The following is a 22,744-nucleotide window of genomic DNA, read 5'->3' as shown; positions in this document are numbered from 1 at the left end:
TTTCATATTTTCGTAACCTCCTAAGGTACAAGTTTCTAATTTTATTAAGCTATCGTTCTCTTGGCTACATGAACAAGACTAACAGGTTTATCCTTACAGGACATCCCTCAATTTATGGTAGGTATTCCAAAACTTTATGATTTTGTCACGGACATAAAACATTAATCCCTTGCCCCTTCTAAATTCAGTCAATATATATCTTTTTTCTCAAATGATTCAATTTAAACAATCTTCTTCCTTTTTAAATTTTAATACTTAAAAAGAATGCTTAATACGGCAAAGAGCCAAGAAGTTAATTCCTTAACTTCTTGGCTCTTTTAAATATCGATAGATGATACTCCCACCTTGTTGTGCGATTCCGCGAAAATGCTTAAAATCTGTTCGATTAATTAATATATTTCGAAAACTTAGAAACAGATCCTTCCCAACATGGTATTCATGTAATTCACCACTTTTAAGCTTATCTAATATCTCATGAATCGTTCGTTCATCCATAGCCATACCCTCCTATAATCAATCGAAATTATCTTATATTTTATTTTACCATTCCTCAAGTAAACACTTGTACAACAATTCAATTAGCTGACTTCGTCTTAAATTGTGCCATTCAATTGGTATCACCGTATTATCAGTCTTGTAACCAGCTTTTTAATCGAGCAAATTCTCTTCTTGCATCCTGCATGCCTAGTGAATATAAATGTTCAAGCTTTTTGGGATTCCGTTCGATTCTACCTACTTTAAGATTATTACTAGGTCTAATCACAAAAGCAGATCCATTCTTCTCCTGCTTTTCAATATAAGCAACTGTTTCATTATACATCTCATACCTCGTTAAAACCGCTTCAATGAGCTTTGGATACTTGCGATAGGAACGATTAAGAAGCCATCGAATATTTGACTTTTTCTTTATGTAAGATCCCTCTTTCGTTAAAATTACCACATTCTTTTTGTTTCCATCACTTTCTGCTTTCTTTATAGGAATAGAATCTACTATGCCACCATCTAATAACGCTTTACCATTGTATTCAACAATTGGTGCTATAAAGGGTAATGAACTAGATGCTCGAATAATGGTTAATAGATCCTTTCCATAGTCCGCTCTGTTAAAATAATGCGGTAACCCTGTATGACAATCTGTTGTAGCTACTACAAACTCCTCAGATCCACGATAAAACATATCAAAGTCAAATGGAACGATTCTTTTTGGCATTTCGTCAAAAAGAAAATCCATTCCAAATAGTTGACGGTGCTTTAAAAAATTTTGAAATGATAGATAGTTAGGATGTGTAATATAATCAATATTCACTTTACGATTTCTACCTTTTTGTCTTGAAAGATATGATGCTCCAAAGCAAGCACCTGCTGATACCCCAATAACATAAGGAAAATATAGCTCTTGTTCCATAAAATACTCTAAGACACCAGCAGTATAAATTCCTCTCATCCCTCCACCTTCTAATACTAAACCTGCCCCTGTCATAATAAACGCTCCCTTGAATCAATATTATTTAAATATATCATACATAATCATTTCCCTCTTATAAAACGTGTTGATTATTGTCATTAATTGTTGGTTAATGATGAATATCCATCATCTGTAAAGTTTTTTTCACTAAATAGAATGAAAGGCTTTACTTACTAGAAAAAATAGTGTTAAATAATGCTAATAAAGTGTTTTACAGTTTATAAATTAGTGCCTAAGGCTCAAGGCGCCAGCAAATACTTAGATTGATTAGAGTAAGACAAATAGAGATCCTGATCGTCGAAGAATATGTAAAGGAGCGAGGCAATGAAAATCGCTAAAGTTGGAAGTATCATTGAATTTAGAGAAGGATTAACAGGTGTTGTTGAAAAGGTTAATGAAAATTCTGTAATTGTTGACTTAACCTATATGGAAAACTTCAGAGATTTAGATCTTGATAGACGTACAGTTGTAAATCACAAAAACTATAAAATTGTTAAAGACTCATTCTCATAATATAAAGCAAAACGCGAAGAATATTTCATTCTTCGCGTTTTGCTTTTGTAAAAACATCATTTATCTATTATCAACCGTTTCAGGATACAAGTCATGATTCATTAAGCGATAGCTCGCCATTTCTTCATATTTTGTTCCTGGCTTCCCATAGTTTGTATAAGGATCAATTGAAATCCCACCTCTTGGCGTGAATTTCCCCCATACCTCAATATAACGAGGATCCATTAACTCAATAAGGTCATTCATGATGATATTCATGCAGTCTTCATGGAAATCCCCGTGGTTTCTAAAGCTAAATAAATATAATTTTAATGATTTACTTTCAACCATTTTTTGATCTGGGATATAGCTAATGTAAATTGTTGCAAAATCTGGTTGATTTGTTATTGGACATAAAGATGTAAATTCAGGACAATTGAATTTTACAAAATAATCTCGATTAGGATGTTTATTATCAAATGATTCTAAAATTTGTGGTGAATACTCAAATAAGTAATTTACACCTTGATTACCAAGGAGTGTAACATCTTTCAATTCTTCATTTTTTCTACCAGCCAATTTCCCATTCCTCTTTTCTATATTTATTAAACTCCGCGCTTATTTCCCCAGACTAATGTATGAAGTTGAGGTAATACACGGACATTATTAAGTTGTGAATCTTCAATTACTTGATCAATTAACCATTTATATTTTTCTAATAAAGTTTGAACAAGACGATCCGTTTCTGCTGTGTGAACATTTTCATTACCTACTTGAAGATAAAATGGAATCTCAGGATAACGGAGATGAACACATTTTGCAAAACTCAAGTCTTCTGTATGAAATACAACAACCTTTAGGCTTAACGAATTATGCTTATTTGAATTAGTTAGTGTATTGATTATTTCATCAAGCTTCGTAAAATCAGTTTTCATTCCAGAACTAGGTGGTTTTGGAGAAATTGTTAGATCATCGATACTTTTCAGCCATTCTTGATATTTACTGCCCTGTGTTTCAATCGCGATTTTTTTCCCTTTCTCCTTCAGCAGATGAACAAAATCATCCAAATTTGCTAATAGAGCAGGATTCCCACCAGAGATCGTCACATGTGAAAAACGATTACCACCTAATTCAGTCAGCTCTGACCAAATTTCTTCAGCTGTCATCTGTCTAATATCATTCTTTGCTGAGCCATCCCATGTAAAAGCAGAATCACACCAGCTGCATGAATAATCACATCCGGCAGTTCGAACAAACATTGTCTTTTGTCCAATCACCATCCCTTCACCTTGGATGGTCGGACCGAATATTTCTAATACAGGAATCTTCTTCACTGCTGTTCCTCCTTTTGTTTCGGACGGAACACGACATAGCTTGTTGGTGTTTCCCTTACAAATACTTGGACACATTTCGGTTTATTTACTTTTGTATCAAGCTCCCTTTGAATCACTTCCCAAACCGCTCGCGCCATCCCTTCAGTTGTTGGAAAAAAATTCGGGTCCTTATCAGAAAATAACTCTGTATGATCATTTAAAATAGTGTGGTCAAAACGATCATGAATTAGTTTTTTGATACCTGAGAAATTCACTAAAAAGCCAGAATCATCAAGGTCATCACCTGCAATGGTTACATTCACAAAATACGTATGACCATGAACTTTTTGGCATTTTCCAGCATCTTCATGTGGGATATAATGTGCTGCTGCAATATGCATATCCTTATTTAGCTCAAATTGATAATTGTGTTGTACTTGAGGGTATATTTGTTGAATCATTTTTCAACCACACCTTTTTTAAGTAAAAATTCATCAAGACCATTTTTTCTTAATCTACATGCAGGGCATTCTCCACAGCCTTCAGCAATAATGCCGTTATAGCAGGTTAATGTCTTCTTACGGATAAAGTCAAGTACACCAAGATCATCTGCATGCTTCCATGTTTCTGCTTTATTAATCCACATTAATGGTGTATGAATGACAAATGGTTTATCTAAAGCTAAATTCAGCGTTACATTACAGGATTTAACAAATGCATCTCGACAGTCAGGATATCCACTAAAGTCAGTTTCACACACACCAGTAACGATGTGTTTGGCTCCAATTTGATTAGCTAAAATGGTAGCAAATGATAAAAATAGTAGATTTCTACCTGGAACAAAAGTTGACGGCAGCTCGCCATCCTTATGTTCGATTTCAATGTCTTCTCTTGTTAAAGCATTTGGTGCGAGTTGATTTAACAAAGACATATCTAAAATATGATGCTTTATTCCAAGTTCTTCTGTTATTGATTTCGCCACATCGATTTCTAAGCTATGGCGTTGATTATAATTGAATGTTACCGCGACAACTTCTTTAAATTGCTTTAATGCCCAAAATAGACATGTTGTACTATCTTGACCACCACTGAATACAACAACTGCCTTTTCATTTTTCATCAAAAACCGTTCCCTTCTTTTGATGTATAATCAATCGTTCATTACACATACTGTAAGAACCTATTATTTTTTCACAATAAAAAAAACACCTTCGAAGAAGTTTCGAGGTGTCTAGCGCATTGTTCATTCTATAATAAAACTATATCAAAGATATGGTAGTTTTTTATAGAGGGTTGGGCTAGAACCTCTCCCGATCTCTAAGAATCGGATTTGTTCTTAAATTTTCAACTTAGAAAATATATCACGAATGAATTTTTTTTGCAATGATATTGTTAGTGGGGTGTATAAGATGTCAATTAGACAACTCATCATTCGTGTTAGGACTAGCTTTTGGTATTTGCCAACTGTTTATGGGGTCTTAGCATTTATTATTGCTATCATAAGCATGCTATTCGATCGTTTTTTAGCACGTCAATCATTTTATTCAAGTATTCCAAACGTATTCTTATCAGATATGGATCTTGCTCAAACGATCTTAAGTTCATTATCTACTTCATTACTAACAATGACAACGATCACCTTCTCATCAATTCTTGTTGTTTTAACAACGTATTTATCCCAATTTTCTCCGAGAGCTCTTCAGAACTTTATAACCGATCATCATACACAGCGAGTATTAGGGATTTTCATTGGCGGGTTTATTTATACGATTATTTTATTGTTACTAGTAAGAGAAAATGATACAAGTACATTATTCATCGTACCTACTTTTGCGATTTTTGTGTCCATTATTTGTTTAGGTATGTTTGTATTCTTTATTCATCATGTTACTACCTGGATTAAGGTAAGTAATTTAATCTTTCATATTACAATGAAAACGATGAACTCTATACATAATCATTATGTAGGCGAAAATGAATTTCAAGCTGAATCACCATGGAAGAATTGGGAATATGAAGAATTAACAACTGTTAAACCTTATTTACTAATTAGTAAAAAGTCTGGCTATATTGAATACATTGAAATAGAGAAAATAATTTCTCAAGCCACACAAGATAATTGTATTCTTAAAATCGAACAGGACTTAGGAAATTACGTTGATCAAACTACTCCGCTTTTTTCGATTTGGAACCTTGATGATCTTAGTAAAAGTCATCGATATTTATCACTTATTACCATTTCTAATGACCAAGAGCCTGTACAGGACATTAAATTCGGTCTACAAAAATTGGTTGAAATTGCCCTCAGAGCAGTTTCACCAGCGATTAATGATCCTTATACTGCAATCAATAGTATGAACCATTTAACTAAAATTTTGTCATTATTAGGACAGAAACATTTAGAAATACCTTTCCATTATGATCAACACCAACAGCTACGTGTTATTTTTGAAAAACCTTCGTTCTCTGATTATTTATATGAGTGCTTTTATCAAATTCGTCATTATGCAAAAGAGGATGTTTCAGTAATGGCTGCGCTATTAAAGGGATTATCCTTTATCGCTCAAGGGAACTCACCATTCATTAAAGGTGTGATATGGGAGTTTTCTCTTTATATCGTCGAAGGTTTAAGAGAAGTTAACTGGTTGTCAAAAGATAGGGAATTTTTAAATATCCAATTAAAAATCCTTGCTAATGTGTGTGATAAACAAAAACGTGAGAAGGAGTTGATGTTAAGGTAATTAGCAAATCAATCATTTTGAATTTACATACAAAAAACAGGTGAAAAAGCATCACCCGTTTTTGTATTAGCGTCACTATTTATTTTCCTTTTTTCCCGCTTCACCAGCAAGTTCGTCAAACGATTTTACTTTACCATGAGGATTTTGAGATTGTTTACGGACAGCCCATTGACGTTCCTGTTGAGATTTTGATTGTGTCATTGTCACCAAACTCCTTTATATCGATTTTTCGAATAAATTGGCAGGAAGGCCTCGTAAAAGAAGCTTCTTTTTATATTCTCCTGTAGCTGTATTTTCATTCTTATAGATCTTTTGAGGAATCATTGCTTTTAGCGAAGATAAGGAAAAGACCTACGATAATTAATAAAACTGGCCAAAATGATAAAACATTAAATGGAAGTAAATTTTGTAGAATAAACACAGTCCCCAAACAAGATAATATGAAAATCGGGATTAAAAGACCAAAATTACGACCGCCAAACAACGATAGCTAATCCTAATGATTGCAAAGAAAATAAAACACCTAAAGCTACTAAACAAAATCCATAAATACCCTTACCATTTTTCAATATATAATCCCCTTTTAAAAATGTAGTATTAGCACCATAACTATATGAAAGCATAAGAACATAGTAGAACAACCTTATGTCATATTCTTATTTTCCCATACACATTTGGTACAAATATTATTCCGTTAATTAAGACGTTTAATGGGATCAATAGGTTTCAAAACTTCAGTTAAAAGAAAAAAGAACTTACAAATGTAAGTTCCTTATGAAGTGGCTATTTTTTTTTCAAGTAAAGCTGGATTTGATAGTACTTCTTGTTGTTTTTTAGTGATTTCGAGATATCGGATATGATGGTTTTCCATTTCAGTTACCTTAAAGGTATGTGAGCCAAATTCCACAAATCCACCCGTTTTAATATCATATTGTTCTGTTAAAACCCAACCACCAATTGTATCAACGTCAGAGTCATCAATCTCTATACCAAATAAGTCGTTTATTTCGCTAACAAGTACTTTACCGTCAATAATATATTTCGAATCGTTGACCTTTTGGATAAGCGGTACCTCATCCGCATCAAATTCATCACGAATTTCACCAACGATTTCTTCTAAAATATCTTCTACGGTAACAAGACCAGCGGTACCACCATATTCGTCAATTAAAATTGACATATGAATTCTCTCTTTTTGCATTTTCAATAATAATTCCTGAATCGGAATTGACTCAGGCACTTGAATAATCGGGCGAATATACGTATCAATGGAAAAAGAATGCTGTTCTTTTAGATGAATAAGATCTGTAAAAATTTCTTTAATATTTACAATTCCAATAATATGGTCTTTGTCGCCATCTACAATAGGATAACGAGTATATTTTTCATCTTTAATTATCTCTAACTGTTCCTTGATTGGTGCATCGATTGATAAGGAAATAATTTCTGTACGAGGCACCATAATTTCTTTTGCAATTCGATTATCAAATTCAAAGATTTTATTTACATACTTAAATTCAGACTGATTAATTTCTCCGCTTTTATAGCTTTCAGATAAAATGATCCTAAGCTCTTCCTCACTATGAGCAAGTTCGTGTTCTGAAACAGGCTTAAAACCAAATATTCCTGTAACAAATCGGGCAGATCCGTTTAAAGCCCAAATAAACGGGTACATTATACGATAGAAGGCCATTAATGGTCGAGCGAACCATATGCTAATTGCTTCAGCCTTTTGAATAGCAACCGTTTTTGGTGCTAACTCACCAACTACAACATGTAAAAAGGTAATGGTAGAAAACGCGATGACAAATGATAAAACAGTAGCCACAGAATCTGGCAGCTCAAAACGTTCAAATAATGGTGTTAACAAATGTTCAATCGTCGGTTCTCCAAGCCACCCTAATCCTAATGCTGTAATGGTTATTCCTAACTGACAAGCTGACAAATATTCATCAAGATTATCAATGACTTGTCTTGCCGCACTTGCCTGTTTGTTTCCTTCTGCAATTAATTGGTCAATACGAGAGCTCCTAATTTTAATTATCGCAAATTCAGAAGCAACGAAAAAACCCGTAAGAGCGATCAAAATTGCAACAAGCAACAAATTTACTATGTCCAAATAAGCTTCCTTACTCCGTCCTAAGAACGGAAAAGGAGTCACCTCCTGAGAGTTAAATCTTAATATTTATTCAATTACTATGAATCTTTTATATAGCGTCCGCTTGGAGTACAATAAGGGATGCTATTAGTCTATTTAATTTTAACTCTGCCCCATATTATCACCCCACAGTTTTTATTAGAATAATCATAATACGAAATAAAGTAAACAGTCAAACATAACACTTAGTCGATTTCTTAAATAAATATGTGATAAACCGTTTAAAAATACCTTTTCCAATGAAAAATCACGTATTATGACCTTAAATGAGTGATACAGCTAAAATTGTTAAACTTTTACTCTTTTCCAGTGAAATATTGCTGACTTTCCACTGGTAAACCAATACTTAATTATGGGTTCCTAAGTAAAAACAAAAATAGAGTAACCAATCAATTATTGATCACTCTATTTGAACAGGTTGGGATCTCAGTTTTTTTAAAAATTTAAAGTATTAAATTTTTATTGTTATATAAAAATCTTCATATGTATCTAAATAGAAGTCAGCCCCTTCTGCTTCATTCTGAAACAAACATGTATGCAGGCCAATTTCTTTTGCTGGGACTATATCGAGGACACGATCTCCTACAGCTAAATCTAATTTATACTTATCATGTAAGTAACGATATGCAGTAGGATCAGGTTTTCTTGGAAACCCATCGTCTCCAGCTACAATTTCTTGAAAGTAATGATTCCAACCAAAATAATCAAGAATTGTTTGAACTTCTTCTCTCGGTTTATGTGTCATAATGACATTTAGATTTGATTGTTTTAAAACGTCTTCAACAAATGGAAATGGTCGTTTTTTTTCTGGCGATATTGCTCGTTCCTTCAGTTTAAATTCAGCTATTTGATCTTCTGATAGTTGAAAGAAAGCTGTTGCATGTGTAAAAGATTTCTTAAGTTCTAAAAAAATTTCATCAGGTGGAACACTCCCCTTTAATACTTCGTGCAAAACATTTGTAAATGCTTTGTAAGTATCAAATAATGTTCCATCGAAGTCCCATAAGATGTTCAACATTGTCTTCCTTTCATTGTAAAAAATCTATTTTTTAATTCCACGATAACGAGCAGTAGTTAGCTCAATAATATACGGCTCAAGATCTGGCATTTTTGCAAGCCTAGCTAATTGGATTGCAAATTCTATATCATATGGCACTCGTACAAATTGAATTGAGAAGCTAGAACTTTTCTCAGAAAAACCATATTGTCCCTCTAAAATAACATAAGAAGCTTGTGTTACATCAAGAGGATTACCCACACTACCAGTATTAAATAACGTTTTACCTTGAATATGCTGAATAAAGGCGTTGTGAACATCACCATAACCAACTATATCTGGCTGTTTATTTTTCACACCTGTATGAACTGAATTCTCAAACATACTTAACCTTTTTTCAACAGAGTCCCAAGGTTGAATACGTGTATATAAGCTAAATGGTGATGCATGGAATAATCGAATGGACCTACCACTCATATAAAAATCAAACGAAAATGGAAGAGTTTCTAAATAAATACATTGTTCATTTCTAAGTTTGTTTTGGTGCCATTTTAATGTTTCAAATTCTGTTTCCTTTGTAATAAAGTCGTCCCAATTTCCTTTAACAACAACCTCACAAACCTCTCGTATCCTATCAATAGCGGCGCTTGAATCGGGCCCTTTTCCTACTAAATCACCTAAACAAAAAATGCGTTGGATTTGCCTGGAATGAATATCCTTTAAAACTGCATCAAGAGCAGGGATGTTGCCATGTATATCAGATATTATCGCAATACGTTCCAAAATACCCCTCCAAATCAAATAATTAAACGATTCGACCTCTTAATATTATCATACAGTAACTACTTTCTTGGTGCTTTTTTTACAATTAATAAAGCTAGCGTTCCTAAACAAACATAGCCAAAAATTGGGTATAATGATGAAATCAATGAGCTGTACCCGATCTTACTAATAAATGCAGCGATACACAAAATTGCACATACGATTATCATGCGCGGAATTTTCAAATAGGTTGCCACTTGTTTTTCAAGTCCAAATAGATTGCCAATAACTGATGTGAAGACCTCACCATAAATGACAGCTATATATATGAAGTAAAATGCATAAAACGTTGTTTTCATTACTTCTGCCATCGGGATATCAAACTGCGTTAAACTTGGCAAAGTTGAAAGAGCAATATGACTACTAATTAATATAACTGTTAAAAAAAATCCACCTAGCATTCCACCTCTTTTTAAAACTTTCTCATCATTAATCTCACTAGCTAGCGGAACTAGTACTGCTGAAGCCATTGTCAAATTAAAGGCAGCATAAGAAAATGCAGATAAAATCCATTTGAATGAAGCGGATGTTTCAGAAGGTATTAAATATAATGGGTCAAGGGAAAAAGATTGAAATGCTAGCATCACACTAAATAGAATTAACATAGGAACCACAATGATGTTTACGCTGAATAATCCCTTAATACCAAAAGCCATCACAGCAATAGTTAGCAAAATCGTAATGATTACTCCTAACCTTATAGAAAGGTCAAGCTGTTCCTTAAAGATTGCACCTGCACCTGATAGCATAATAGATGTTAAGCCCAAGAGAACGATCAACATAAAAACATTCACAAAGCCGCCAATCTTAGCGCCAAATAAAAAAGTCATTAAATCTTGATAGGATGTTGCCTTTATTCTTTTTGATAAGATGAGCATTTTCGTTCCAATTGATATAAAAAGAAAACCGGCTAAAAGAATTCCTGCTAGTCCAAAAACACCGTACTTCGTGAAAAATTCAACGATTTCCCTACCTGTCGCAAACCCAGCACCAACTACAGTACCAACGTAAACAGCTGCAACCTGAAGGGAAGAAACCCAAGATCTTCGCATCTAACACACCTCACTCAAGTTAAACAAAGCTTGTATCATTATATGAAGAAAACCCTAGATGATTCTTCCCTCTTCAAAACTATGAATTTTGGTAATACTTACAAATGAATTTTTAGAGTCTAAATACTTGAAAGTCAAAAAAGGTCAAAGTATACTATGGTCAAGGAAGGTCAAATCAAAGATCTTGTTTTTTTCACTTATTAGTCAGATAAGATCAAAGTTTCTTATAAAACAATAAAATTCAAAATTGAAAAGGGGTTTTCATTTATGATGTGTGAAAATTGTCAAAAAAACCACGCTACTGTACATGTAAACTTTCAAATAAATAAACAACAAAAACAAATCACATTGTGTCAGGACTGCTTCTCCGCTTATAAACAAACGATTCCTACTGGTGGCATAAATGGATTTTCTTCATATCCATTTGATTTATTTTTAAAAGGATTTCATTCAAGTCAACAATCACAAGGGGCACAACCACAAACTCAGCCTCAACATGGTAGTGGAATCCTTGATCAACTTGGTCGAAATTTAACACATGCTGCCCGTGCCGGTCTAATTGATCCAGTGATTGGCCGTGATGAAGAAGTAGAGCGAGTAATCGAGATTTTAAATCGACGCAATAAAAACAATCCTGTATTAATCGGGGAACCTGGTGTTGGTAAAACAGCTGTTGTCGAGGGTCTTGCGCTACAAATTGCGAATGGGACTGTTCCATCTAAATTAAGAAACAAAGAAGTGTACCTTTTAGATGTTGCTTCACTTGTGGCAAGCACCGGGATTAGGGGTCAATTTGAAGAACGGATGAAAAAAATCATAGATGAACTACAAAACCGTAAAAATATTATTTTATTCATCGATGAAATTCATCAGCTTGTAGGAGCTGGTTCTGCAGAAGGTTCTATGGATGCTGGAAACATATTAAAACCAGCATTGGCCCGCGGAGAGCTTCAAGTTGTTGGTGCAACAACTCTAAAAGAATATCGTACTATTGAAAAAGACGCTGCCTTAGAACGACGCTTTCAGCCTATTATTGTACAAGAACCTTCAATCGATAAAGCAGTAAGCATTCTAAAGGGAATCCAAGCGAAATATGAAAACTTTCATCACGTCACATACACGGATGAAGCGATTAATGCCTGTGTAACATTATCACATCGTTACATTCAGGACAGATTCCTACCTGATAAAGCTATTGATCTTCTTGACGAAGCAGGATCTAAAAAAAACTTAGCGTTATCTAACGTAAATGATGAACAGGTTAAGGTTCGCTTAGTTCAATTATCTAAACAAAAACAAGACGCAACAGAAAACGAAAACTATGAATTAGCTGCTAAATTAAGAGATGAAGAGGTTCGTTTAGAAGCTCAATTAAACCAACAGGGGAATCCTGAAAAACTGCTCGTAGATGTAGATGATATTCAAGCGATCATCGAGAAGAAAACGGGTATCCCAGTTGGCAAGCTTCATGAAAACGAGCAATCAAAAATGAAACATCTAGAACAAAACCTTTTAGAAAAGGTGATTGGCCAAGCAGAAGCGGTTAAAAAGGTAACAAAGGCAATTAGAAGAAGCCGCGCAGGCTTAAAATCAAAAACAAGACCAATTGGTTCCTTCCTCTTTGTTGGACCTACTGGAGTTGGTAAAACTGAATTAACAAAAACATTGGCAGAAGAGTTATTTGGTTCAAAAGATGCGATGATCCGTCTAGACATGAGTGAATATATGGAAAAACATGCCATTTCAAAAATTATTGGCTCCCCTCCTGGCTATGTTGGTCATGATGAGGCAGGACAACTAACGGAAAAGGTTCGCCGAAACCCATACAGTATTATCTTATTAGATGAAATCGAAAAAGCTCATCCTGATGTTCAGCATATCTTCCTGCAAATCTTAGAAGACGGAAGACTTACAGATAGCCAAGGTCGTACGGTTAGCTTCAAAGACACTGTTATTATTATGACAAGTAATGCAGGCGTTGGAGAAAAGCGAATCAAAGTAGGCTTCGAAACACCAACAAACGAAGCAATGCAAGAAAGCCAGCTTTTACATTCATTAGGCTCTTTCTTTAAGCCGGAATTCTTAAATCGATTTGATAACATTATTGAATTTTCTTCTCTTGAAAAGGAGGATCTATTCAAAATTGTTACATTAATGCTAGATGAATTATCAAATACACTAGCTGAACAAGAGGTCTTCTTATCCGCTACAGATCAAGCAAAAGAAAAGCTTGCATTTTTAGGCTATCATCCCGCTTTTGGAGCTAGACCACTTCGTCGTGTGATTCAAGAACATGTAGAAGATAAGATAACAGATCTTCTTTTAGATGAAGGTCAAATAACAAGTGTAACTATTGATGTAAAAAATGATGAAATTGTAATATCACAATAAACATGAGGAGGAGGACTTTTAAGTCATCCTCCTCCTATTTGTTTTCACCTAGATACTCATTACAACCTAAAACAATTATGTTAAAATTTTCATATACTATTTAGAATACATATTGATATGAGTCTATTTTCAACAAGTTTTAAATTGAATAAGAGTTCAAAGAAAGGAGTACATATGATTTTTTTTAGACGATTTTTCCTAAAAGTTGTACAAATGAATAATTGGATTCTCGTATTTGCAACCCTAGCCTTGGTATTTTCCAGCAGTTACTTCATTTATTTTTTAGAACCAGATACGTTTGCAAGTCCCTTTGAAGGGCTTTGGTGGACGATGACAACCGTTGCGACAGTTGGATATGGAGATGTGTCACCTACAACTGTTAATGGGAAAATATTTGCGATGATTTTATATGTTGTCGGTATTGGACTCATGACAATTTTCATCGGGAAAGTGATTGATTTCTTTAGTATTCGTAAACGTTTGAAGGAGGAAGGGAAATTGAAGGTCACAACGGAGAATCACATTATATTAATTAACTGGACGAAAAAAGCTGAAATTACATTAGAGGAGCTATTAAAAACGTTCCAAAATATCCGTATCGTTATTATTGATGAAAGTTTACCTAAAACACCTATCCTTCATGAACAAGTCGAATTTGTTAATGGGAATCCAGCTAATAATAATGTTCTCAATCAGGCGAATCTGCTTAAATGCAAATCGGTCATGGTGTTTTCACCAGATGGTTTGATGACTGCATCCCAATCAGATGGTCATACTTTATTAATTGCCTCAATGATCGAAGGTATAGGTAAAGAGTATAACCGCAATATTTACACCATTTGCGAGGTATCAGATTCAAATCATATTAACGCATTTGTTCACGCGAATGTTGAAGAATTTATTACAGCAAATGACACTGCCGCAAATCTTGCAGCACGTTCCATTCTTTTTAATGGCTCAAGTGAAATTATTAGACAGCTAACAAGTCAACAAGGTTATGATCTTTATTCAATTCCTAAAGAAAAGGAATGGCAAACCTATGCAGATGCTAGTCAAGCCCTTTCTTCTAAAGGCGCACTTCTTATTGCAAATGGAAATGATTTATCTATTATTAATCACCTAGATCATTCTATTCCAGAAAATGCGCAACTCTTTATTATTTGCAATCATACAACCTACCAACAGATTGTTTCTTAATTTTTGCTATAGAGCATATTCTACAGACAGGACAAAAGATGAGCCTCTTTTATCATTGTTTTCCTTTTTGGCACATATACATGCTATGAGGTGTTGACAATGCTAAAATACTCAATCTTCTTCCTTTTCATATCCTTCATTTTTCTTGTATTTAATGGTTCTGCTCTAGGATTTATTTTCTATCAAGAACGTCTTGGTGATTTATTCGGAATCATTTTATTTTGTGGTACAAGTTTACTGGGAGCATTATGTGCATCCATTGCTCTTGAAAAGAAATCATCTTATTATTCTAATCTCTTCTTTTATGGTCATCTTGTTGTCACATTTTTCCCTATCTATTATTGGGGGATTTCGAGACTATTATTGACTATTCATTAATACGTCATAGCTAAAAAAGGGTCTGATAACCATAACGTAACTTGTATAGCAACTCTCATCGAGAGCCTATATATTGCGTTTTTGGGATCAGACCCATTGTTTTTTAATCAACCTCTTTTTGTCATAAAATGAAATTTTTATATTCCTCAAAAAGAACTTCTACTAGAACTCTTAAAGTTTTCAAAAATCCACCGATATAATAAATAAGAAAATAAATAGGAAATATGGTGATTTACGATGGATAAAACGTCAATAATTGGATTAATACTTGCAATCATTGCAGTTGGTGTCGGGATGTTTATGAAGGGTGTTAGTCCCTCTGTTTTACTTAACCCAGCAGCATTATTAATTATTATTTTAGGTACAATTGCAGCTGTTACAATTGCGTTCCCAACAAGTGAAATAAAAAAGGTTCCTAAGCTATTCGGAATCATTTTTAAAGAAGAAAAAATACCTACAATTCAAGAGTTGATTCCATTATTCTCTGATTGGGCTCAAGTTGCTCGTAAAGAGGGTTTACTAGCTCTTGAAGTAAAGCTATCTGAAATTGATGATCCCTTTTTGAAAAATGGCTTACTAATGGCTGTAGATGGCCAAAATGCAGAATTCATTCGAGATGTAATGAGTGAGGAAATTGCTGCAATGGAGGAGCGCCACCAAGCTTCTGCAACCATATTTACTCAAGCAGGAACTTATGCACCAACACTTGGAGTACTCGGTGCTGTTGTTGGGTTAATTGCAGCCCTTTCCCATATGGATAATACTGAAGAACTAGGAAAAGCAATTGGAGCAGCCTTTGTTGCAACAATGATGGGCATTTTCACTGGATATATACTTTGGCATCCCTTTGCAAATAAATTAAAACGTAAATCTAAGCAAGAAGTGAAAGTAAAGGAAGTAATGATCGAAGGTGTTCTTTCTGTTTTAGAAGGACAAGCACCTAAAGCAATTGAACAAAAACTTGCTACTTATTTACCTGTTAATGAACGAAATAATTTAAACGCTACGATCACTGAGGGAGAGAGCGTAAATGGCTAGAAAAAAGAAGCATAAACATGAAGATGAGCATATGGATGAATCTTGGCTTGTTCCTTACGCTGATTTACTAACACTTGTTCTAGCACTATTCATTGTTTTATTTGCAATGAGTTCAGTTGATGCTCAGAAATTTCAACAGGTGGCAAGAGCATTTAACTCTACATTTACAGGAGGAACAGGCGTACTCGAATATCCAAGCCCTACTCCTGATGGTGAGATGGAACAACTTGATGTACAAAAAGATCAAACACCCCAAGAGGATGCAAAAGAGGCTCAAAAACAAATAGAGCAACAAAAGCTTAAAGAAATACAAGATAAAATTAATACGTATATTAAAAATAATAAACTTGAAACAAAATTAAAAACAACACTAACAGATGAGGGTTTACTCATAACCATTTTAAATGATATCTTTTTTGATTCCGGTAAAGCAGACATTCGAAACAAAGATAAACAGCTAGCAATGGAAATCTCAGAGCTACTTGTCATGAACCCACCAAGGAATATCATTGTAAGTGGTCATACTGATAATATTCCGATTAACAACTCAGACTATGATTCAAACTGGCATCTAAGTGTTATGCGCGCTGTTAACTTCATGAAAATTTTAATCGATAACGAAAATTTAGATCCTAAGGTCTTTAGTGCAAAAGGTTTTGGAGAATATAATCCGGTTGCATCTAATGATACAAAAGAAGGTAGACAGAAGAACAGACGTGTTGAAGTGCTGATTTTACCGTACGAGCAATGAGAAAAAGCTCAGGGCGCCTTGATCAGACCCGACAGGCGCTGGATCTAGACACCAAAACTGAGTTATAAATTCTGATATAAAAATGAAAAATGAGGGTGACTTAGAGAGTCACCCTCATATTTTGATTATTCTTTATTTAAAAGGTCGTGCGCATGATAACCAACCTTTTTAAGAAGCTCAGTAACCATACTTTTTTCCTCATCTGTCAGAACACTTACAATTTCATTGATCCGTTCCTCATGTGGAGGGAATATTTCTTCAATTAATTTTTTGCCTTTATCTGTAATTTGAGCATGAGTTACTCTGCGATCCTTTGGACAAGCTCTTCTCGCAAGTAATCCCTTTTGCTCTAACTTATCTACTACGTACGTAATACTCCCACTTGCTAATAAAATTTTACCACCTATTTGCTGCAATGGTTGATCCCCTTTATGGTAAAGTAGCTCTAAAACAGCAAACTCGGTTGGGTTTAATTTAAATGTAGAAATATGCTTATTTACAACATCGTTAAATGCCCGATGCGCACGGGAAAGTACGATAAATAGCTTTAGTGATTCTTCAATTTGCTTTGTTTTTTCCATTCCACTCAATCCTTTAATAAATATCTTGAATTCAAAACAATTTTATTAAACCTATAATAGATCATGAAAATCGTTAAGTCAATATTTTTAGTTATAATTTCATGACCAAATGATGTTCCAATTATGATTGGCTTCCGCATGTATTATTTTTCGCTTCAATATATATTCAGCCATTAATTCTGACATATCAATGGGAATATCTTTAATAACAGGTTTCCCTTTAAACATTGGATAATTCCCTCCACCACCGGCTCGATAGTTGTTCATGACAACATCAAAGGTCTCATCCATCCGAATCGATTTACCGTCCTTTGCTAGCTTTACAACCCGAGTTTCAATTGGCTTTGTAAGGTCAAACGTATACTCGATCCCTTCCCACATATCGTAGTTATAGTGCTGAGGCTTTGGATGTGTAAACTCTGGATTGACATCTATTATCCCATCTTTTAGAAGAAAATAAGCAGCTGAGCGTTCTAAAGCATCCTTGATATCCTTTCCACTTACGCGAATAACCTTAAGTGTATTTGGATAAATATAATTTGCAACAATATCTCTCATTGTAATTTGATTCGGTATCCCTGGTGACTCATTATAAAATAAAGCTGTAGCTGATATTGATACACCAGCTGCATCCATTTGAACCTTGTTTATAAACTCTATGATTGGATGTTCTTTTAAACGCAAGCTGAACCCATCCTTAATCATCATGTCCCCGACTACTTTGCCTATAGTTTGATCAAGCCATTCCTGCGTTTTTTGTTCATTTTCCTTTACCAAAGCTAGCAGTTTTTCATCAGTGTTTGTGTTCTCAGCCTTGATCATGGTTACCGTCTTATCGACTATTTTTATCCCTTGGCTTTTATCAAATAAAAATTCAACCTTACCAATTGCTTGTCCGTTAAAACTTGGTTGAACAACAACTACATTATTAATTGTTTCTGTGATTGTTCTATGCTGATGTCCAGTTAACAGTACATCTATACCATTTATTTGCTGACACATTTGATATCCTTGATTTTCACCTGTGATTTCTTCCAATCTTTCACCTGTATAGATATCCCGTTCAAATCCACCGTGGTATGAAACAATCATAATATCTGGGTCTTCATTTTTTTTAATGAAATTAACCCATTTCTTTGCAGTCTCAAATGCATCTTCAAATGTCAGATCAGCTATATGACATGGATTTTCCCAATTTGGGATATAGTGTGTTGTCACTCCTAAAACAGAGATCTTTATTCCTTCTACGACCTTAATAATATAGGGTTTACCAAAAATCGGATCCATTGTATTTTTATGAAGAATATTTGCGGATAGCCAAGGAAAGGTTGATTGGGAAACTGCATGTTCCAATACAGACATTCCATAATTGAATTCATGGTTTCCAATAACTGCAGCATCGTATTTTAATTCATTTAACAGAGTAATCATTGGGTTATTTTTTAATTGATTCTTTTTTACATGATGAAATGTTAAAGGTGTACCTTGGATTAGATCACCATTGTCAATTAGCAGCAAATTTTTATTTTTCTTTCGCTCATTTTTGATAATTGTAGAAATTTTTCCCAACCCTAGGGATTTTTCTTTATTTGAGCTATAAACAAGTGGAAAAACATTTCCATGTATATCACTAGTTTGTAAAATCGTAATCTTTACTGTCCCCATACCTCACCGCCTCTTGTAGCTCCATTAAAATTATCTTACACAACTAATCATAAGGCTACAATAAAAACAAACATTTTTAAATCATAGATATGATTTAAAAGTATCCTTTTTGCCCATCCACCCATATACTAATGATGTATGAGACCGTTCACAGGTTTTTATAACCTTTTAAGTAATGAATTATTAAGGAAGCCCTTTTCATAAACAATCATTTTTAAAGAGATAATTGCATAGGTTTTTTATACATTCTTTCAATTTCGAATATTTCCGCTATAATATTCGTATATCAATGATTTTTTTTGCTAAGGGTTATAACCAATCAAAGGAGCAAACTCATATGTCAGGGGTTTTATTAGGTAGTATTTTATCAGCTTTATCAACAGGAGTAGGAGCTCTTCCTATTTTGTTCCTACAAGGATCTATCACTCATCGCTGGCGTGATATTTTATTAGCCTTCACAGCTGGGATTATGATGACTGCAGCGATGTTGGGGCTCATACCTGAATCATTAAAATATGGTGGAGTCATTGAAGTATCAATTGGGCTATTTCTCGGTGTTCTCATCTTAACAACTCTTGAAAAAGTCATTCCACATATTGATTTAGAGCATTCAAAAAGTGGAATTAAATTTGATGAAAAAGCAATGCTAATTATCGCTGCAATAACCTTGCATAACATCCCTGAAGGTTTATCAGTAGGGGTAAGCTATGCTTCAAATGTAAGTGATACTGGTAACTTAATTGCTTTTGCAATTGGCTTACAGAATGCACCTGAAGGTTTTTTAGTTGCACTATTTTTAATAAACCAGAGTATTAGTAAAGGGAAAGCATTTTTAATTTCTACTGCCACAGGAGCAGTAGAAATCGTTGCATCGTTACTTGGTTTTTATCTTACAAGTTTCATAGGATTTCTGGTGCCTTATGGACTATCCTTTGCTGCTGGTGCAATGCTATTTATTATATATAAAGAGCTAATACCAGAAAGTCATGGAGATGGTAATGAACGTAATGCAACATACTCCTTTATTATCGGAATTCTCTTTATGGTTATTTTAATTAATAGTTTTTAACCATTTGATTTCATTTATCTAAAAAAAGGCTGACTCACAAGGTACAAACCCTCTCCAACAATATATATAGCTTACTCATTTAGATCAATGAGACACTATATATAAGTTAATTTTGGATAGGTCAGTGCCTAATGAGTCAGCCTCTTCGTTCAGACGTTTAACCCAATAATTATTTTTCAACCAATTGTAATGAGTATCTGTCTGTTAGTGTCCACTTTTTCATAGTGTGAACAAATTCATGAAATGGCCCTGTTGTTCTTTCCTTTTCTTCTAGGACAATTTGTTGATATTTATTTAGAAGCATGTCCAATTCTTGACTACACTTTACTACATCATCACTTGTATAACCTTTTCTATTTGCAGTATCGATCATTTCATTTCTTTTATTATTAATTGTTTCAAGAAGCTTTGCTTTTAATCGATCACGATTCATCGAGAGCCCCTCCTAGTTTTTCTGTAACTTATACGGTAACTTATTCAAAGAAATAACTTACCTGTGAAGTATTACAGATTTTGCTATGTTTGTAAATACATTCGCAATTTTAGACAATCTTCTCAGTACTAAATATGACAATTTTTAAAATTTTCGATTAAGTGACTTGCTTTATACATTCCCAATAAATGATTTATATAAACTACCTCTTTAAAATTATCGTTTCTCCTTACCTAATGATGTTAACACATGATTTCTCCCTTTTTGGTTAGACTATACATCATTAAGTATGCTTCATATTAAAAGGAGAACATATTTATGAAAATGCTTTTATTACTTGGATTCCTATCAACAACACTGTTACCTTCAATAGCTCCTGAAACAAGTACACAACAAAGTAACGAACAAAAACATGTGGCGATTGTAATTGATGATTTTGGAAATGGGATGAAAGGAACAGAGGAAATCTTATCATTACCAATTCGACTTACTGTTGCTGTCATGCCATTCCTTTCAACAACAGAAAAAGACGCTAAGCTTGCTTATGAAAAAGGTCATGAAGTCATTGTTCACCTTCCTATGGAACCGTTACATGGTAAAAAAAGCTGGCTAGGACCAGGAGCCATCACGACAGATTTAACAGATGAAGAAGTGAGAAAGCGAGTTAATAAAGCAATAGATGCAATTCCACATGCTGTGGGAATGAACAATCATATGGGATCAAAAGTATCTGCCGATAAAAGAGTTATGAGAATCATTTTAGAAGTGTGCCAAGAGAGAGGATTATATTACTTAGACAGTAAAACGACTGGAAAAAGCGTTGTCGCCACTCTTGCTAAGGAATTAGGGGTACCATATTTAGAAAATGAGCTATTCTTTGACGAGCAATACACTACAAGTCACATTATAAAACAGGCAAATCTTCTAATGAATAAAATTGATGTAGACAATGAAATCATTGCTATTGGACATGTTGGAATAGCTGGTGAAAAAACCGCCTCAGTTTTAAAACAATATGTGCCACTAGTAGAGAAAAAAGCGGAAACTGTCACACTATCAGAATTATTTTTTGAACCAGAGGATGTTACTGATATACAACAATAGGAGTGCTGTCTTTTCGTGACAGCACTCCTGTTGTTAGTTCTTATTTTCTATTCGATCAACAGAGGCAACGCGGAAATCCTTATCCTCTAATTTTTCTATTATTTTTTTCAATTCCTTATCTGTTAGGTCACCAGATAAATTTAAGATAATTCTTCGAAGATACTTATCACCATTATCAAGGGTTAGTAATCCCTCAATATTTACATTTTTAACTATTGTTACAAGATCCTTAATTGCCCCCTTATGTTCCTTCGTTCCTACAGTTAAGAGATAACCTCCTGTTTGCATCCCAAAGGAATCCTCTAGTACATCCATAATGTTTGAATGGGTAATAATACCTGAAAATTCATTTTGTTCGTTTAAAACAGCTAGGAATGGCAATCTACGAATTGTTAAAAATGTTTTAAAGAAAGAATCCTCTTCAAATATGTACGCATCTTGATTTTTAAGTAGAGACTCAATAGGGTCATTATCTTTTCCCTCATGTTCAACATAATGTTCAAGTAGATGCACTTTATAAATAAAACCAACAAATGTTTTCCCATTGTTTTTCAAGACTGGAATCGAACGAAAACCTGTTGCTTTCAAAAAATCATATGCTTGTTTTACGGTTGAATTAAGATCGCAATACTTTACATCTTCTTTTGTTACATAATGGTAGCGAACCTTCATCTTTTGCCCCCCTAACTAATTTTGTTGTTAAAAAAGTCGACTTAGATATTAAAAATAGTATTATATAGTCTCCTTATCATATGAAAAAATAAACATATTCATGTAAGAAGTTCTAATCAATATTATACTACTACAATTTTTTATGTAATAGTTGCATTTCCAAATAAAACCTCATATACTTATTATTAATAAATGTGGAAAGGGTGAATGTTGAAGCAATGAAGTTCTAATCTGATTTTTTCAGGACATTATATTCAACCAAATTGAATCATAATCAAACCTAGAGAAATTGGATTAGTCTGCCTATTCTTCAACTTATACTTCCTTATAACAAATATCTGTGGATTCTTATTCTATTTGAGAACCTTTATTTGTTTTTACGATTATGTATAAAGTGGCAAGCGACACCTCTCTAGGTTATAGGG

General features: G+C 33.9%; 25 protein-coding genes. 9 read left to right on the top strand and 16 right to left on the bottom strand.

The annotated features are described in order from the left end of the window. Positions 1–300: 300 nt before the first annotated feature. Positions 301–495, bottom strand: a complete 195-nt coding sequence (locus HUW50_RS18220; protein ID WP_066330973.1) for a hypothetical protein — start codon at positions 493–495, stop codon at positions 301–303. Between the two features lie 133 nt (positions 496–628). Further along, positions 629–1,483, bottom strand: a complete 855-nt coding sequence (locus HUW50_RS18215) for a patatin-like phospholipase family protein (RefSeq protein WP_066330975.1) — start codon at positions 1,481–1,483, stop codon at positions 629–631. A gap of 306 nt (positions 1,484–1,789) precedes the next feature. On the opposite strand from HUW50_RS18215, the gene HUW50_RS18210 reads away from it, so the two are divergent. Beyond that, on the top strand, positions 1,790–1,978 hold the full coding sequence (locus tag HUW50_RS18210; RefSeq protein WP_066330978.1) for a YkvS family protein: 189 nt from the start codon (positions 1,790–1,792) through the stop codon (positions 1,976–1,978). A gap of 60 nt (positions 1,979–2,038) precedes the next feature. On the opposite strand, the gene queF is transcribed toward HUW50_RS18210, so the two are convergent. The 4 genes from queF to queC are packed head-to-tail and all read right to left on the bottom strand — an operon-like array spanning position 2,039 to position 4,390. Further along, entirely contained in the window at positions 2,039–2,536 is a 498-nt protein-coding gene (queF, locus tag HUW50_RS18205) for a preQ(1) synthase (RefSeq protein ID WP_066330982.1), read from the bottom strand. Between the two features lie 26 nt (positions 2,537–2,562). Continuing rightward, positions 2,563–3,291: a 7-carboxy-7-deazaguanine synthase QueE gene (queE, locus tag HUW50_RS18200; protein WP_260445539.1), complete on the bottom strand. Its 729-nt coding sequence runs from the start codon at positions 3,289–3,291 to the stop codon at positions 2,563–2,565. Then, the gene (queD, locus tag HUW50_RS18195) at positions 3,288–3,731 is read right to left on the bottom strand and encodes a 6-carboxytetrahydropterin synthase QueD (protein ID WP_066330984.1); all 444 of its coding nucleotides are present in this window, start codon (positions 3,729–3,731) and stop codon (positions 3,288–3,290) included. Before queD ends, queE begins: the two co-directional genes overlap by 4 nt. Continuing rightward, positions 3,728–4,390 (bottom strand): 7-cyano-7-deazaguanine synthase QueC, encoded by a 663-nt coding sequence (queC, locus tag HUW50_RS18190; RefSeq protein WP_185654076.1) that lies wholly within the window; start codon positions 4,388–4,390, stop codon positions 3,728–3,730. The genes queD and queC overlap by 4 nt, the downstream gene beginning before the upstream one ends. A 289-nt stretch (positions 4,391–4,679) precedes the next feature. Between queC and HUW50_RS18185 the strand changes: the two genes are divergently transcribed. Further along, positions 4,680–6,011 (top strand): DUF2254 domain-containing protein, encoded by a 1,332-nt coding sequence (locus HUW50_RS18185; RefSeq protein ID WP_260445538.1) that lies wholly within the window; start codon positions 4,680–4,682, stop codon positions 6,009–6,011. 75 nt (positions 6,012–6,086) lie between these two features. Here HUW50_RS18185 and HUW50_RS26855 read toward each other — a convergent pair whose 3' ends face one another. The 6 genes from HUW50_RS26855 to HUW50_RS18165 all read right to left on the bottom strand — a co-directional run bounded on the left by HUW50_RS26855 (position 6,087) and on the right by HUW50_RS18165 (position 11,040). Beyond that, positions 6,087–6,212, bottom strand: a complete 126-nt coding sequence (locus tag HUW50_RS26855; protein ID WP_221629139.1) for a DUF6254 family protein — start codon at positions 6,210–6,212, stop codon at positions 6,087–6,089. Between the two features lie 100 nt (positions 6,213–6,312). Beyond that, positions 6,313–6,441, bottom strand: a complete 129-nt coding sequence (locus HUW50_RS27600; RefSeq protein ID WP_396652647.1) for a hypothetical protein — start codon at positions 6,439–6,441, stop codon at positions 6,313–6,315. Positions 6,442–6,783: 342 nt separating this feature from the next. Next, complete coding sequence (locus HUW50_RS18180; protein ID WP_066330994.1) at positions 6,784–8,130, bottom strand: hemolysin family protein; 1,347 nt, start codon at positions 8,128–8,130, stop codon at positions 6,784–6,786. A 490-nt stretch (positions 8,131–8,620) separates the two neighbouring features. Continuing rightward, positions 8,621–9,184 carry an HAD-IA family hydrolase gene (locus HUW50_RS18175; protein ID WP_185654075.1) on the bottom strand — a complete coding sequence of 188 codons (564 nt, stop codon included), beginning with the start codon at positions 9,182–9,184 and terminating at the stop codon, positions 8,621–8,623. Positions 9,185–9,211: 27 nt separating this feature from the next. After that, positions 9,212–9,949 (bottom strand): metallophosphoesterase family protein, encoded by a 738-nt coding sequence (locus HUW50_RS18170; protein WP_066331000.1) that lies wholly within the window; start codon positions 9,947–9,949, stop codon positions 9,212–9,214. A gap of 59 nt (positions 9,950–10,008) precedes the next feature. Next, positions 10,009–11,040 (bottom strand): YkvI family membrane protein, encoded by a 1,032-nt coding sequence (locus tag HUW50_RS18165; protein ID WP_066331003.1) that lies wholly within the window; start codon positions 11,038–11,040, stop codon positions 10,009–10,011. A 267-nt stretch (positions 11,041–11,307) separates the two neighbouring features. Here HUW50_RS18165 and HUW50_RS18160 point away from each other — a divergent pair, with 267 nt between their 5' ends. The 5 genes from HUW50_RS18160 to motB all read left to right on the top strand — a co-directional run bounded on the left by HUW50_RS18160 (position 11,308) and on the right by motB (position 16,795). Then, entirely contained in the window at positions 11,308–13,431 is a 2,124-nt protein-coding gene (locus HUW50_RS18160) for an ATP-dependent Clp protease ATP-binding subunit (RefSeq protein ID WP_066331012.1), read from the top strand. A 174-nt stretch (positions 13,432–13,605) separates the two neighbouring features. Beyond that, complete coding sequence (locus HUW50_RS18155) at positions 13,606–14,628, top strand: potassium channel family protein (protein ID WP_066331018.1); 1,023 nt, start codon at positions 13,606–13,608, stop codon at positions 14,626–14,628. Positions 14,629–14,727: 99 nt separating this feature from the next. Further along, positions 14,728–15,006: a hypothetical protein gene (locus HUW50_RS18150; protein ID WP_066331021.1), complete on the top strand. Its 279-nt coding sequence runs from the start codon at positions 14,728–14,730 to the stop codon at positions 15,004–15,006. Positions 15,007–15,243: 237 nt separating this feature from the next. Continuing rightward, positions 15,244–16,044, top strand: coding sequence for a flagellar motor stator protein MotA (motA, locus tag HUW50_RS18145; RefSeq protein ID WP_185653093.1), 801 nt, complete (start codon positions 15,244–15,246; stop codon positions 16,042–16,044). Beyond that, positions 16,037–16,795, top strand: coding sequence for a flagellar motor protein MotB (motB, locus tag HUW50_RS18140; RefSeq protein WP_066331030.1), 759 nt, complete (start codon positions 16,037–16,039; stop codon positions 16,793–16,795). The genes motA and motB overlap by 8 nt, the downstream gene beginning before the upstream one ends. A gap of 125 nt (positions 16,796–16,920) precedes the next feature. Here motB and HUW50_RS18135 read toward each other — a convergent pair whose 3' ends face one another. Both HUW50_RS18135 and HUW50_RS18130 read right to left on the bottom strand, forming a co-directional pair. Then, positions 16,921–17,376, bottom strand: coding sequence for a MarR family winged helix-turn-helix transcriptional regulator (locus HUW50_RS18135; protein ID WP_066331032.1), 456 nt, complete (start codon positions 17,374–17,376; stop codon positions 16,921–16,923). 99 nt (positions 17,377–17,475) lie between these two features. Beyond that, positions 17,476–19,041 carry a bifunctional metallophosphatase/5'-nucleotidase gene (locus tag HUW50_RS18130; RefSeq protein ID WP_185653092.1) on the bottom strand — a complete coding sequence of 522 codons (1,566 nt, stop codon included), beginning with the start codon at positions 19,039–19,041 and terminating at the stop codon, positions 17,476–17,478. Positions 19,042–19,378: 337 nt separating this feature from the next. Here HUW50_RS18130 and HUW50_RS18125 point away from each other — a divergent pair, with 337 nt between their 5' ends. Then, positions 19,379–20,110 (top strand): ZIP family metal transporter, encoded by a 732-nt coding sequence (locus HUW50_RS18125; protein WP_185653091.1) that lies wholly within the window; start codon positions 19,379–19,381, stop codon positions 20,108–20,110. Positions 20,111–20,279: 169 nt separating this feature from the next. Here HUW50_RS18125 and HUW50_RS18120 read toward each other — a convergent pair whose 3' ends face one another. Further along, a complete protein-coding gene (locus HUW50_RS18120) occupies positions 20,280–20,543 on the bottom strand; it encodes an aspartyl-phosphate phosphatase Spo0E family protein (protein WP_066331038.1) in 264 nt (87 codons plus the stop codon). A gap of 318 nt (positions 20,544–20,861) precedes the next feature. Between HUW50_RS18120 and HUW50_RS18115 the strand changes: the two genes are divergently transcribed. Beyond that, a complete protein-coding gene (locus tag HUW50_RS18115) occupies positions 20,862–21,647 on the top strand; it encodes a divergent polysaccharide deacetylase family protein (RefSeq protein WP_066331040.1) in 786 nt (261 codons plus the stop codon). Between the two features lie 33 nt (positions 21,648–21,680). On the opposite strand, the gene cbpA is transcribed toward HUW50_RS18115, so the two are convergent. After that, positions 21,681–22,319 carry a cyclic di-AMP binding protein CbpA gene (cbpA, locus tag HUW50_RS18110; RefSeq protein WP_066331052.1) on the bottom strand — a complete coding sequence of 213 codons (639 nt, stop codon included), beginning with the start codon at positions 22,317–22,319 and terminating at the stop codon, positions 21,681–21,683. Between the last annotated feature and the right edge of the window lie 425 nt (positions 22,320–22,744).

The sequence above is a fragment of the Metabacillus sp. KUDC1714 genome, assembly GCF_014217835.1.
Classification (GTDB): domain Bacteria; phylum Bacillota; class Bacilli; order Bacillales; family Bacillaceae; genus Metabacillus; species Metabacillus rhizosphaerae.
This window is presented reverse-complemented; position numbering and strand designations above follow the sequence as displayed.

Excerpts from the sequence above, each read along its gene's own strand:
- HUW50_RS18220 (WP_066330973.1), bottom strand. The coding sequence starts at position 495 with ATGGATGAACGAACGATTCATGAGATATTAGATAAGCTTAAAAGTGGT.
- HUW50_RS18210 (WP_066330978.1), top strand. The coding sequence starts at position 1,790 with ATGAAAATCGCTAAAGTTGGAAGTATCATTGAATTTAGAGAAGGATTA.
- queD (WP_066330984.1), bottom strand. The coding sequence starts at position 3,731 with ATGATTCAACAAATATACCCTCAAGTACAACACAATTATCAATTTGAG.
- queC (WP_185654076.1), bottom strand. The coding sequence starts at position 4,390 with ATGAAAAATGAAAAGGCAGTTGTTGTATTCAGTGGTGGTCAAGATAGT.
- HUW50_RS18185 (WP_260445538.1), top strand. The coding sequence starts at position 4,680 with ATGTCAATTAGACAACTCATCATTCGTGTTAGGACTAGCTTTTGGTAT.
- HUW50_RS26855 (WP_221629139.1), bottom strand. The coding sequence starts at position 6,212 with ATGACACAATCAAAATCTCAACAGGAACGTCAATGGGCTGTCCGTAAA.
- HUW50_RS18165 (WP_066331003.1), bottom strand. The coding sequence starts at position 11,040 with ATGCGAAGATCTTGGGTTTCTTCCCTTCAGGTTGCAGCTGTTTACGTT.
- HUW50_RS18160 (WP_066331012.1), top strand. The coding sequence starts at position 11,308 with ATGATGTGTGAAAATTGTCAAAAAAACCACGCTACTGTACATGTAAAC.
- HUW50_RS18155 (WP_066331018.1), top strand. The coding sequence starts at position 13,606 with ATGATTTTTTTTAGACGATTTTTCCTAAAAGTTGTACAAATGAATAAT.
- HUW50_RS18150 (WP_066331021.1), top strand. The coding sequence starts at position 14,728 with ATGCTAAAATACTCAATCTTCTTCCTTTTCATATCCTTCATTTTTCTT.
- motA (WP_185653093.1), top strand. The coding sequence starts at position 15,244 with ATGGATAAAACGTCAATAATTGGATTAATACTTGCAATCATTGCAGTT.
- motB (WP_066331030.1), top strand. The coding sequence starts at position 16,037 with ATGGCTAGAAAAAAGAAGCATAAACATGAAGATGAGCATATGGATGAA.
- HUW50_RS18135 (WP_066331032.1), bottom strand. The coding sequence starts at position 17,376 with ATGGAAAAAACAAAGCAAATTGAAGAATCACTAAAGCTATTTATCGTA.
- HUW50_RS18130 (WP_185653092.1), bottom strand. The coding sequence starts at position 19,041 with ATGGGGACAGTAAAGATTACGATTTTACAAACTAGTGATATACATGGA.
- HUW50_RS18125 (WP_185653091.1), top strand. The coding sequence starts at position 19,379 with ATGTCAGGGGTTTTATTAGGTAGTATTTTATCAGCTTTATCAACAGGA.
- HUW50_RS18120 (WP_066331038.1), bottom strand. The coding sequence starts at position 20,543 with ATGAATCGTGATCGATTAAAAGCAAAGCTTCTTGAAACAATTAATAAT.
- HUW50_RS18115 (WP_066331040.1), top strand. The coding sequence starts at position 20,862 with ATGAAAATGCTTTTATTACTTGGATTCCTATCAACAACACTGTTACCT.
- cbpA (WP_066331052.1), bottom strand. The coding sequence starts at position 22,319 with ATGAAGGTTCGCTACCATTATGTAACAAAAGAAGATGTAAAGTATTGC.